13 protein-coding genes are annotated in these 12287 nt (G+C 54.9%); 7 read left to right on the forward strand and 6 right to left on the reverse strand.

Annotation, left to right across the window (positions count from 1 at the left end; translation table 11 throughout):
• The first annotated feature begins 106 nt into the window (after positions 1–106).
• The 5 genes from SFX18_13330 (at position 107) to SFX18_13350 (ending at position 6665) form a co-directional block, all read left to right on the forward strand.
• Positions 107–1111: a phage minor head protein gene (locus SFX18_13330; GenBank protein ID MDX1964129.1), complete on the forward strand. Its 1005-nt coding sequence runs from the start codon at positions 107–109 to the stop codon at positions 1109–1111.
• A complete protein-coding gene (locus tag SFX18_13335) occupies positions 1108–3318 on the forward strand; it encodes a hypothetical protein (protein ID MDX1964130.1) in 2211 nt (736 codons plus the stop codon). The genes SFX18_13330 and SFX18_13335 overlap by 4 nt, the downstream gene beginning before the upstream one ends.
• Position 3319: 1 nt before the next feature.
• Positions 3320–4333 (forward strand): hypothetical protein, encoded by a 1014-nt coding sequence (locus SFX18_13340; protein MDX1964131.1) that lies wholly within the window; start codon positions 3320–3322, stop codon positions 4331–4333.
• Positions 4334–4927: 594 nt separating this feature from the next.
• On the forward strand, positions 4928–6478 hold the full coding sequence (locus SFX18_13345; protein ID MDX1964132.1) for a LamG-like jellyroll fold domain-containing protein: 1551 nt from the start codon (positions 4928–4930) through the stop codon (positions 6476–6478).
• Between the two features lie 13 nt (positions 6479–6491).
• Positions 6492–6665, forward strand: a complete 174-nt coding sequence (locus tag SFX18_13350; GenBank protein ID MDX1964133.1) for a hypothetical protein — start codon at positions 6492–6494, stop codon at positions 6663–6665.
• An 8-nt stretch (positions 6666–6673) separates the two neighbouring features.
• Here SFX18_13350 and SFX18_13355 read toward each other — a convergent pair whose 3' ends face one another.
• Together SFX18_13355 and SFX18_13360 are read right to left on the reverse strand one after the other, a co-directional pair.
• A complete protein-coding gene (locus SFX18_13355) occupies positions 6674–6964 on the reverse strand; it encodes a hypothetical protein (GenBank protein ID MDX1964134.1) in 291 nt (96 codons plus the stop codon).
• Positions 6936–7247, reverse strand: coding sequence for a hypothetical protein (locus SFX18_13360; GenBank protein ID MDX1964135.1), 312 nt, complete (start codon positions 7245–7247; stop codon positions 6936–6938). The genes SFX18_13355 and SFX18_13360 overlap by 29 nt, the downstream gene beginning before the upstream one ends.
• A gap of 321 nt (positions 7248–7568) precedes the next feature.
• Here SFX18_13360 and SFX18_13365 point away from each other — a divergent pair, with 321 nt between their 5' ends.
• Positions 7569–8015: a hypothetical protein gene (locus tag SFX18_13365; protein MDX1964136.1), complete on the forward strand. Its 447-nt coding sequence runs from the start codon at positions 7569–7571 to the stop codon at positions 8013–8015.
• A complete protein-coding gene (locus SFX18_13370) occupies positions 8012–9073 on the forward strand; it encodes a site-specific integrase (GenBank protein ID MDX1964137.1) in 1062 nt (353 codons plus the stop codon). Before SFX18_13365 ends, SFX18_13370 begins: the two co-directional genes overlap by 4 nt.
• A gap of 137 nt (positions 9074–9210) precedes the next feature.
• On the opposite strand, the gene SFX18_13375 is transcribed toward SFX18_13370, so the two are convergent.
• The 4 genes from SFX18_13375 to SFX18_13390 all read right to left on the reverse strand — a co-directional run.
• Positions 9211–10551 (reverse strand): site-specific integrase, encoded by a 1341-nt coding sequence (locus tag SFX18_13375; GenBank protein MDX1964138.1) that lies wholly within the window; start codon positions 10549–10551, stop codon positions 9211–9213.
• Positions 10551–10799, reverse strand: a complete 249-nt coding sequence (locus SFX18_13380) for a helix-turn-helix transcriptional regulator (GenBank protein ID MDX1964139.1) — start codon at positions 10797–10799, stop codon at positions 10551–10553. The genes SFX18_13375 and SFX18_13380 overlap by 1 nt, the downstream gene beginning before the upstream one ends.
• 137 nt (positions 10800–10936) lie before the next feature.
• Positions 10937–11353: a hypothetical protein gene (locus tag SFX18_13385; GenBank protein ID MDX1964140.1), complete on the reverse strand. Its 417-nt coding sequence runs from the start codon at positions 11351–11353 to the stop codon at positions 10937–10939.
• Positions 11350–12287: AAA family ATPase (locus SFX18_13390; protein MDX1964141.1), on the reverse strand; the 938-nt coding region annotated here is incomplete at its 5' end. The genes SFX18_13385 and SFX18_13390, both read right to left, overlap by 4 nt.

Here is a 12287-nt window from a genome sequence, read left to right on the forward strand (position 1 = left end):
CTCGTGGATCAAGCCGGGCGTCCACCATAACGTGTCACGACACCGGCCCACGAGCTATTACTATTATCGGCCACATTCCCCACAAAGCAAGTCAATTCCATCATAAATGACCACTCTCGACAAAATCATCGGACGGGGACTGATCGCCAGCGAAGCGATTTTTGATGAATTCTTGCGCCGATTTTGGCGTGAATTGCGACTGGCCGACCTGCAAAATCCGGCCCTCATTGTCGCCAAAGCCCGGGCGATCCTAGCCGAACTAGAGCCGTCTTTTACGTCGGTCATCGCTATCCCGCAACTCGCCGCTTGGATTCTGGGGCAGAAGCAAATCTCCGATAAGCTGCCGGAATTCACGAGGCAACAATTGCGCGGCTGGGGGGGAGGCAACGACCCTCCCCGGCCCCCCCGGCTCACGCTGGCGGCGTTTGGGGAAGATGGTCCGCCGGTGATTCGCTTTCCGCGGATCGAGCAAGCGGCCAACTTAATGCAAACCCGTGGCATTCTCGATCCGGCGGATTATTACCATGCCGGTGATGCCATCCGGGCCAACTCCTTCACGATGAGCGGCAAGGTCAACGAAGCCATTCTGACCCGCGTGCGGGACGTATTGGCCGAGCAAGTCCAGGATGGGGCTAGCTTGGCTGATTTTCGCCGCGCGATGGCGGGAGAACTGGAGGAGGCCACGCTTGGTCCAGCACACCTAGAAACCGTGTTTCGCACGAATGTGCAAACCGCGTATTCCGATGGCCAGGAAGTGCTGGCGAGCAATCCCGTGGTGGCCGCTGTGTTTCCTTATCAGGAATACTATGCCACACATGACGCCCGCACGCGGCCTGAACATATCGCGCTTGAAACGCTGGGCCTCGATGGCACCGGGATTTATCGGCGGGATGATCCTCTATGGGATATGTTTACGCCCCCGTGGGGTTTTAACTGCCGCTGCACGGTCAATCTCTTGACGATTCGTCAAGCCGCGGACCGGGGCGTTAAGGAAGCCCAGCTTTGGCTGCGGACTGGCCGCGAACCGATCAATCCCGAATGGCGCATTGCGGCGATCCCCTTTCGCCCTCCGGTCGGCTGGGGCCAGCGCAGAAAGTTGGTGGCCGCATGACGACAATCACCCGGTACCCCCTGGTGGATGGCCGTTACTGCCTCGATCCGGGGCCTCTGCGCGAGGATCTGACGCGCTATGGCGGCGGCCACGTGAATTTTGACGGTTTGGCTAATTCCGTGGAATGCCCGCGCGGCAGGCAGCCGGGGAACGCCTGGTTCCTGATGAGCCGCGAGAATGCCGGCAAGCTCCCCAAGAACGCGGCCATCACGATTTCTTGGGTCAGTGGAGCAACGGAAACTTTTGATAACTACTGGTTGGTGAAAGCCGTCGCGGTGACACCTGGACTGAAAGACCAAGCGTATCTGGTGCATTTGCAGGATGTGCGCTGCGTCCTGGAACTGACGGCCATCAACAAGCGATACAACCAGGAAAAGCCGCTGCCGTTTGCGCTGGCCGATTCGCGCTTAGCCGAAAAGTTTTATTCGGATTCTCTGAATAGCGGGGCCTTGTGGACCTGGGCCACGATTTTTGCGGATCTCTGGGCGTTGCTGCCTGGCGTGGCAGGTGCCGCCCCCGCGCTGCCCATTACCCCAGCTAGTTCGCCCCGCAACCTGGCGTTTGTAGGATGCTCGGTCTGGGGGGCGATTTGCGAACTTTTGGCCCGAATCGGCTGCGAACCAAGTTTCAATCCACGGACCGGCACGTTCACGATCATCAACATGGCCGCAGCGGACAATGCCGCGACGCTCAGCAATCTCTCGACCGTCCGAGTATTTGACGCCTTTGCGCTGGAGGGGATCAACGCCAGTCAATCGCCGGCCAATATAATTACGCACTTTGGTAAGGTGGCGCCGACCGCCGAGCCGGACAATCCGGCCCTGACTTATAGCACCGCCAGCGAAATCACGGGCGCGGTGGCGGGGACGAATTGGCCCGCATGGGATGCCGCGCCGGCCAAATACTGCCCAGATCAAACGCTCAATAACGGTGCCGCGCTCAACAGCCGAGCCACCGAGCTAGCGGGATATCTGTCCGGCTGGTTCGCCCAAGCCAATACCGACCGGATCATGGTTTTTCAGGGTGTGCAGCGATTGCAGCCCACGAGTCGCATCCAGCGGATTGTGTGGCGGGACTGGGGGGACGGGGAAGGGACGCTGACGGAAGTTTACAACGGGGGCGGGATGCCGCCGAGCTTTTCCGCCGAGACCGTGGAGCCACAGCGGCTGTGTCGCTTTATCTTGACTGCGAACCTAAACCCTGGATCATCGGCGGCGGCTAGTGTGCTGGAATACGTGAACGCGGCGGGCAATTGGCAGGCTGGCACGTGCCCAATCACGGTTTACGACTCCGCCAACTTGCTCTCGACCGCGTTGCCAATTAACAGCAAAGGGTTTGCCTACTACCACCTCGACAGCGAAAAATGGGAATTGTTGTCTGTTGCCGCCAACGCCGGCACGATCATCCGGGCCAAGGTTTACGACGATCAAATTGGCAGCAACTCCCCCGGCTATGTTCTATTTTGGGATGAGTCGATTGCTGGCTATGTGAGTGCCGCCAACAAAACCCAAATTGTCAACCGCGAATGTCAGCAATTATTTAAAGATGAAATCATTTTCGTCACATGGAACACTGACGAACAAGAATACCAGCCCGTTCGCTGTGAACACTGGGTGCAGCACGGCAAGTTCACGGCGAATGTGGCTAAAGGGGATACGGGCACGGCCCGCCGCTGGGTAGCCGGCGTGGAAGTCGCGGCAGTTGACATTACCGTCCGGTCCCGTTACCGGGCCGTTGATAAAAACCGTTGGATAGCCTTTGCATGGGACGAAAACGAATGGTCAGTTATCGAGGACGAAGGCTACAAGCATTATCGGGCCAAGGTTGACACGATCCAAATTGATTCTAGTGCCAGTGGGCCGGTGAAGCTGTTCCGCGACGGGGCATACGACGCGGGCACAACTTCCGTTTACGTGATGGAGGGCCACACGCCGGGTTTGCGGAACGAGATTGTTTGGGTCACGTATACACCAGAGGAAGATAAATACTACATCACCAAAACGCCGGTGCAAGTTTATCGCGGCAAGGCTATTACCGCCATCACCGCAGGCAGCACAGGCACCGTTCATCGTTACGACCGAAGCGGCACGCTAATTACCGATGACTTAACTGTTCGGTCCCAAATGGGGGCGGTCGAAATTAACGCCGAACTCATGTTTGCGTGGAACGGCCAGGAGTGGGAAGTCGTGAACAAGGAGTGCCCATAATATGGCCGGGTGGGGTTTTGGATGGTGTTGTTGTGATGGTTTTGCGTGCACCACGCAATACGAACAGGAGTTTGCTGGCAGCAGCTTTGACGCCGAGTGGTCAGTGGACAGCGGAACGTGGACCGTAGGAAGCGGGACGGCCAGCACAAGCAATAGTGATGTTTCCGTTGAATTGGATTTAGCGGCCTTGAGTATAGGTTCTCAATTTCCGCATATTCAAGTTATCGCCAAGGGAACGGCCAGCGGGGACCAAATCCGCTTCGGGCTTGGGCCTTACGCTACTGGGATTAGTGTTGAATTGCAAGTTGGAACGTCCGCAAAAATCCGCATTTACAGCCATTACCTTGGCACAGACTATTTGACGGTTGAATGCAGCGTGACGGCGGCAGCCAACACCGACCACACTATCGGATTAAGGTCAACTTCAATTTCAGGGGCGTATGAAGTTGTTTTGAACGGAAGCACCGTCACGCGAATTTACTCAGGTGTAACGCCCGCGCCAGGGCTTGTATGCCATATCGGGACCGGGACCGTTACCGGCACCGTGCATTTTAGTCAGTTCTGGGGCTATCTAAATGATTGCTCCTACCAGTTTTGCCCGTGGCCGTTTATTCCGGGGCAGCCAAGCGAACACGAATTGAACCTTGCCAATGCCGTGAATGCCGGGAATTTTAAGTGGAGCAACACGAACGGCACTTATTTTATTCCAGTGCTTACGAATTGCGGCGGGTCATTAACCGGATTGAGTTTACTTTATTATGACGACGGGCTAGGCGATCAGCGATATTTTGACACCGTTAGCATTGGGCTTTTGTCTGTCGTTGGTGGAGATGTTGGCTACCAGTGGAGGGCATTGCTAGTCGATACAGTGAACACCGTGACTTATCAAATTATTTCCAATTATATCGGCGGCGATCCAGGGTCAGGTGATTACGTTGTCTGTCCAAGTAGTAACGTTGTTTTAAGCACTATTGCAGGAGGGTCAACATGGGACGCGACATTAATCCACCCATAGAGCTAACATTATGCGAGTTTGAGGTGACGGAGCCAGCGGGAGTGGTTAAGCGATGCCGGAAGTGTGGGACTGTTCGGCGATCCGGGCACACGCCAGAGAGGATTTACCGCGTTTGCAGTCAAGCATCCCCCACCACCCACACCACCCCCTGCATCCACCTAGGCCCGACCATCCGCACTGAAACCTGCCCTACTTGCTCCGGCACAATCCAAATTAAAATTCACGCCTGCCCAATCCATACCGAATGCACGCTTTCCCCGAAATTGCCTTACGTCAGGTGGTGCGATCAATGTCCAGACCACACCTAACAGGTAAAGACAACCTAGAATGCAAACACCGCACGGGCAGCATCGGCACCGTCGATTGCCCCAGTTGCCTGGGCACCGTGAAAATTAAATTGTTCGCCTGCGCGCTATTAAAACTAAAATGCGCCCCGACCGACAAGCTGACGGAACATGGCGTATTGGATTGCGAAACGTGTGTACATCGCGAGTCCCCGCAAACGCTTACCAGTGGTTGACCTGAAAACTCTCTGTACGAGAGCCCAATTATTTGGGAAATTACCTGACAACTTTCACAAACGGAGTACCGACCATGACCCAGACCGCCCCACGTTATCCCAAACGCAACCGCCGCAATGTCAATGACGAGGAACTGGTAGCCTATCGCGGCAATCGCAAGCCGTGGCTCGACCCTTATTGCCACGGGTGGTGGGACCCGATGGATCTGAGCACGCTCACACTCTGGCCTGTACATGGCTTTGGGAACAGCAACAAAAGCTATTTGAGCACGCCCACGGCCCCGGAACTAAACGCCGGATCCCAATTGACTCTGGAAATGTGGGTCAACCTCAAGGCGATCACCGCGGATCGCGCCTTCTGTTCTAAGTCTGTTTACGCAAGCGATGTTTGCGGCTGGGCTGTGGGAGGAGGTGGTGGCTCCAACCAAGGCAACACCGTGGTCTTTTGGTTGCGAACTCCCGGTGGCGCGTGGATCAGTTGCAGTACTCCCGCGTATGCGGCCGCCGTGGGTGAGCAGCTTTCACATTTCGTCATCACCTACAACGCTGGCACGGTCAAGATTTGGCGAAACGGTGTGTCACAAACCGTGACACCTTCCGCCGCTATTCCAGCCACTATCGGCGCCAACAACACCGCGTTGCAAATCGGCAATTGGTCCGTTTACGCGGGGACCTCAAACTTTGGCTGCGGGGTCTTCCGCTACTGGACGGCGGATATTGGAGACACCTTGGCGGCGGCGCTGTATGGCACGGGAGAGCCAACACTGTATGACAATTTGCCGAGCGCGTATAAATCGACCAAGCTAGTCGCGGCCCTGGACGGCGACTCTAAAATCTGCAAGCACACCGGGCGGGTTTTTTCCGACACCCTCACTGTCGATGCCGAAAAAGTTTGCACCCGCTGGCGGGATAAAAGCCGCTATGGCCGGCATTTGAGTGCTACCTTTGGACGCGGTTATTGGCAAAGCACCATCAATTCCGCGCCCAACAGCGCGTTGCGGGGCTATGTGCAGAACATCATGGGGGGGAGCACGGCCAATGCGCTCAACAACCCCACGGGTTCGGTGTTTCTCATGCACCAATTCGACACGCTGTATAATGCCGAGTGTTTTTACCTGACCGCCGAAGGTGACAACGGCAACAGTACCGGCAAGTACGGGATTGTGGGCAGCAAATACCTTGACCCATCGGGTGCCGCGCCGCTTGCAAATTATCCGTGGCTGCGGATGCGCAACGATTTAGCGGGCACAGGCGGGGACGTGCAAAGCCAAGTGGCCGAGGCAGCTTATGCGGCGGGTGTGCCGTATTTGATCAATTGGAATGGCTTGGAGACGGGCGATGCAGCCAGCTTCACCTACTTTTGTAATGGCGTGCAGCACGCCACGATCATCACACAAGAAGGAGACGCGCTGCCTAATGAGCCAACCCCCAACGAATGGTTTAATGTCATCGGCAACACCGACACCTTGTACGTTGGTGGTGGCCTAGGCGGCTTGGCCAATGGCGGCGGGCAGTATTACGCTGGCCGACGAGGCATGGTCGCACTCTTTGGGCCACGCATGAGCAGCGAATACAGGCGGTACATCGAGGTTATGATTAGCCAGCGGTATGGTAATGTTTTGTAGATGTAGCCCAACTATGATCCCCAATCCCTACGCGCCGCCGCAGATACGCGACACCCTCGAACCGCTCCCCCTGGCGGAATTCGCTCCCGAGCCGGAGTATCCGGCCCCGAAAACTAACTGGTGGTTAGCCGCGGGGATTTTCTTAGTGGTGCTGGGGGGATATTTGGCCGCGGTAGTGTTCGGCTAAAAGACTTTTTAACAAACGTTAGCAGAAGCTTCCCATACGTAACGGTATTTTTTTCCGTTAATGCTTGTTTCATTGAAATAAAAACAGGCATGTATGGTTAAGTCAGAATCAATTTTTGCATCTATATCACAAACAAATAAATGAACCGGAGCAACAATTTCCCTGAAAGAACTTGTTGCTTCGGTTTTAAGTTGTGCAATAGCTTTTTTCATTAAATCCAGGATAAAAATATCTGGAATTCCCTGGTCTCTGAGTTTTTCAATTATTCTTTCACGATGTAATTGAACATTCCAGTTCATCAATCAATTGCTCCATATCCACGAGATCGCCCCTCTTAAGTTCTTCTAGCGTTTGCTCCTGCAAGCTAAAATCTACATCAATGGGGACAGGCGTGTTTTTTGACATCACGTTGTGAATTGCATCGGCAATGCACTCTGAAAGTTCGGTTTGTGTCATATTGCGGCACTGCCCGTGTCGCTCTCCCGCCAACCTCAAGATTTCCGACTTGAAATCTTGATTGTATTTTCGGATTGCATTGCGAACGTAAAAACTGATCACTTGATTATTCTTGGTGCTTTTCATGATATTACTCCTTGGATGCGTGTCTAACCATCCCCCCGTGTTTGAATCGGCCACTCCCCTCCATTATCCTAAATATGACTTACAAGATAGTCCAGCTTTAGAATTTTTTTGTTTTTGTTTCAGGTTTTTCTGCATTTGATTGGCAATTGCAACACATATGCATCCAAATAGTGTACGAACGCCCCATAGTGCATGAACGCCCCCCCAACCACTACATTTTGTGCTACCAAAATCCTTGCAACCGCTAAAAATTACTGTATAACCGTTCACACAAGGAGAAATTTCGGTAAGGAAACAGCACAATTTTGACAGGGGGAAGTCATGTTTTCTGTAGGTTCTGTGCTGAATTTCAGCTATCCGGCGGTCAACCGCATGGGAAAATTGACCCGCCTGGCGTCTCGCCGGGTGGTGATTCGGTCGATTCGGGATTTGGACGATCGCCCGCTCGACCCCCGGACAGTTAGGCTCCGGCCCGATTTGCGCCGTGGCCGGCTGCTCATCCAGGCCGTGGACCTAGAACGCCAAGAGTGGCGTCAATTTTACTTTGACAGTATGCGGAGTGTGCGGGTCTGCCAGGTGCCGCTGGTACGGATCGGGGTCTACGATCCGACTGGGTCACATGGCCCTCGGCTTATGGGGCCGATCCTGACCGATTCGCGGGCCGACCAAGCCCGGGCCATGGAGTGTATTGCTAGGATGAATCAGTGGCTCAGGCACGCTGGGCGGGGGGAAGTCGCCCGGCTCTTCGCGGTGGGGGGTGGGGTATGATCCGCGTCAATGTGCGTTGGCGACCTGACCGGGGTCTATTTCAGCTTTATTTCAGGCATCCGCTGACCGGCAAGCGGGTCATGAAGTCGGCTGGAACCGACAACCGGCGCGAGGCCGAGCGTGCCGCGGCACGCTGGCAGGCCGAATTAGAGCGATCCAACCTGGGAGAAAATAAGAATGTGAGTTGGGATGCGTTTCGTTTACAGTTTGAGGAACGGCACCTCTTGCAGCTTGCACGGGGATCCCGCACGGCTTACCGGGTATCGCTCAATCACTTTGAAAAGCTCATTGGTCAACCGACGAATATCCGAATGATCAGCGCCGGTCATCTGAGTGAATTTTCCACCAAGCTATTAGCCAAATCCAAGAGCCGGGTAACGGTCGGTAAAATACTCAGGCATTTGCGGGTGGCACTGGGGTGGGCCGAAAAGATGGGAATGCTGGACAGCGTTCCCCGGTTCTCAATGCCGAGCATGCGCGGCGTGAACGTGATGAAAGGCAGGCCCATCACAGAGGCCGAATTTGCCCTGCTGCTGGCCGCCGTGCCAACGGTTAGGCCCAATGACCCAGAGACCTGGACGCAGCTTCTACTGGGCTTGTGGCTCTCTGGATTGAGGCTTGGGGAGGCTTGCCGTCTAGCATGGGACAAGCCGCCGATCATGGTGGATTTGGCAAGCGGTAAGTATCCCCGTCTGATCTTTCGGGCGAGCGGTCAAAAATCTGGCAAAGAAGAGTTGGTGCCAATCACGCCGGAATTTGCGGAGTTCCTTAAAAAAACTCCCGCCAACAAGCGGACCGGCAAGGTATTCTCTAGTGTCACCCGCGCGGGTAGAATCATTAGTGAAATTGGCGAAGAGGCGGGCGTGGTGGTCAACGAGCATGGCAAATTCGCCAGTGCCCACGATTTGCGCAGGGCCTTTGGGACAAGATTGAGTTTGCGCGTGCGGCCTGTGATTCTGCAAAAGATCATGCGACACGCCAGTATTCACACGACGCTTAAGTATTACGTCGATCAAGACGCCGACGACCTGGGGGCAGAACTGTGGGCCAAACGGTAGCACGCTTGGTAGCCTAAAGGGACCCGAATGGAATCAGCAGGCCAAATATGGCACTCGTTTTTAGGCCAGGAAATTGCGATCTCGGACACCTGTTCACTACTAAATAGAACTCATAATCCCTTGGTCGTGTGTTCGAATCACACCGGGCCTAGTGTACACATGTTCACTATACTATCATCGAATGTCACTGGCTGCGATTTACCTTGTTTTACGCTACTTGCTGTTGCCCGCGATTGTGACTGAGCACGCTTGATAGTGCCTGAATACGTTACGTTTTTCGTTACGCTCTTGGCCTTGTCGAGGGCCTGCCGTTCCCGTGCCAGCGCGGTTTCAAAATCCTGGGGCTTCACTTGGCGATAGTGTTCCTGGGCGATTTCTTCCGAATGTCCCATCCATGCGTTCACGATATGGGACGGGTATTCGGCAATCAATTCGGTCGCGCAAGTGCTGCGCATGTTCTGCCAGGGTTTCTCCCACAATTCCACGCCAGCATAAGCGGCATATCGATCCAATGCCGTGCGCAAATTCAACCCGATCGTGTTGGTTCCCTTATCGCGGCCAGCTTGACCTAGCTTGCGAATTTCGGGGAAAACGTATTCCGCACCCGCCTCCGCTTGGTCGAAGCATGCTTCCAGGTAAGGTCGAATTCGTTCCCAGAGGGGAATGATTCTGTGGGGTTTGTTCGTTTTGCGGCATGTTTTAACATTCGTGACTTTGATCCGTCGATTGTGCCAGTCCACGTCCTGCCAGCGCAGGGGGAGCAATTCACTAGGGACGCGCAAGCCGCCATAACGGGCCAGGACCACCGCCAGACGCCATTCGGCGTTGGGCATGGCATCCACCAGCTTCGCCGTCATTTCCTCGGTGACTTCGACAAACCGTTGGTCGTTGGCCTTTACCCGTAGGCCGGTGATGTCCTCAAATGGATTCGTGGGAATGTGGCCTTTTTTCACGGCGCGGCGGAATATCTGCTTGGCCAGTGCCGTCCGGCGCAAGGCGGTGGCAATGCTGAGTCCGGCCTTGCCTTGCATGTATTCGTAAAACTCCAGCGCGTCCCCATCGGTAACATCTTTTAGCCGTTTATTGGCACCAAAAAAATCCGCCAAGTTCCGGCGAATGTGGCGATAGGTCTCTTTGGTGGATTGTTGGACGTCGGCCTTATTTTCAATAAAGGTAGTCACCCATGCGTCAACCGTCCATTCGTTGGCCGGCTGTGGTTTTAACCGCGATTCCACTAGATTTGCATTGGCCAATTTTTGATAGGGGGCATCGTCCAGGCGGTTCAGCCATTTGAGCGTTTGCGGCGGGATCGATTTGCCTTGCAAAGACGCTAGGACGGCTTCCACGTGAACGTGCCAAATCCCCGCATCATCGGCACTAAATTCGTTTACCGGCAGGTAGATCGTCCTACGCCGTTTATCCAAGGGATGCTTGAATTCGATCCGCCAATGCTTGGCGTTACTATTGAGACTGGCCATTATTCCGGTTCCTTGCTGGAAAGTTCGATCCTGAAAAGTTCCGTTAGTTTTTCGATTAAGGCGATCCCAATTGCGCCTTTACCGTTCACAAAGCGCGATAGCTGCGCTTGGTTAATTCCCGTCCGTTGGTAAATCTGGTAACGTGTCAGCTTGGATTGCGTGACAATCCGCTTTAATTGCTCGGCGAATGTTTTATGTTTGGCCATACCAGGATGATACCAAATGCTAGACTGATAGGCAAGTACCATCAGCACAATAGTTCCTGACAGTCTGTGACAAACGGCGTCGTAATAGGCCATTAGACGCGTTCCGACGTAATGGTATCCATAAGTCCACTTGCCCCGCGAAACGCATTCCTGGGGCATTCTAGGGGGTCGGATTATGGTCAAAACGGCAATGCGTCGGGATCAGGCGGGAGTTGGGCATACTCGCGGGCTTCGGCCAAAAATGCTCTAACCCCCGCTCGTTCCGCTTCGGTCTCTGGCCCCCGCACACCGGGCAGGTCAAAGGTCACCTGGGCCACCTGCCGGGCGTCCAGTTCCACGGGCCATAACTCCCTCTGCCGGTCACTTTGCTGTTCCCGCCGCCGTCGTTTTTTAGTCCGTGTTGGCATCCCTGCCCCTGTTAATTTGGGTAACTTTCCTATTACTACGATGTTGGCCAAGTTCACGATGTTGGCCATGTACTTGGCCAGTTGGCCAACTTCGCTGGCGTGCCGCATTTTGCGGGGTCCGCACGATGTTGGCCAACTCATTTTGGTAATGGCCAAGTTCGCATGTTGGCCAAGTTCCCACCGGGTCAAAAATCCACTCCGGGCATCCCCCAAGTCCACTTGCCAGCAAACTGACCGCCTGCCTTTTGGGGCTTGATCCCCAGTTCATCCTTGGCCCGATAAAGGGTCTTTTTGCTGATCCCGTTTTGCTCCGCCATTGCGAATAGTTCGCCAGATTCTTTTGGTCCAAATTCCAGCGCCGTTTGCAGAAACGCTACCGCCGCGTCCAGGCTCTCCGCTTTGCGTTCCCCGCCACCGGGCCTGTGGGCCAGGGCTTCATCGGCGGATATTTCCACGGGTTCGCTCCCCCATGCCACCAGAGAATCCATAATCCTGAATGACAGTCCGAAAACGTCCGGGGCGATATTGCTTTTGGTGGGCAAGAATAGCCGGGTTGTTTCATCATCCGGGCTTTTGCTGATTGTCCAGGCGGACCTAACCATGCCGACAATCGAGATAGACCCGCTTGTGCGATAAATGGCACTCCCGCCGCCGTTCTTGTTTAGGTGGGCAATCAATACAATCGCGGCCCCCGTCCGCTGGGCGAGTCCCTTAAGAGGGTCCAGGGCCTGCCGAATTTCGCCCGAGTCATTCTGTTTGACGCCTGCCAGATAGCTAGAAATGGGGTCGATGATAATGAGCTTGCAATCGTCGATGCCGCTCGCCGCCTGTTCCAAAATGTCCAGGTCTTGCCGCAAGCAAAATTGCCGTTCCCCGTCCCCTGTGCGGATTGCGTCCAGCAAGTGAATCTGGCCCACGTCCGCACCCATGCAGTCCAGGCGGGGGCGGATTGTGTCCCCCGCGTCATCTTCTGCATTTAAGATAAGCACACTTCCCCGAGGGGCCGAACGACTCGGCGCATCCGGCCAGGGGCTTCCCAGCGTTATCCGCGTTGCAAGGTCCAGGCTAATGAAACTTTTGCCTAGACCGGGGTCGCCACTGATTAAAGTTACCTTGCCGCATG

The organism is Pirellulales bacterium, assembly GCA_033762255.1.
Classification (GTDB): domain Bacteria; phylum Planctomycetota; class Planctomycetia; order Pirellulales; family JALHPA01; genus JANRLT01.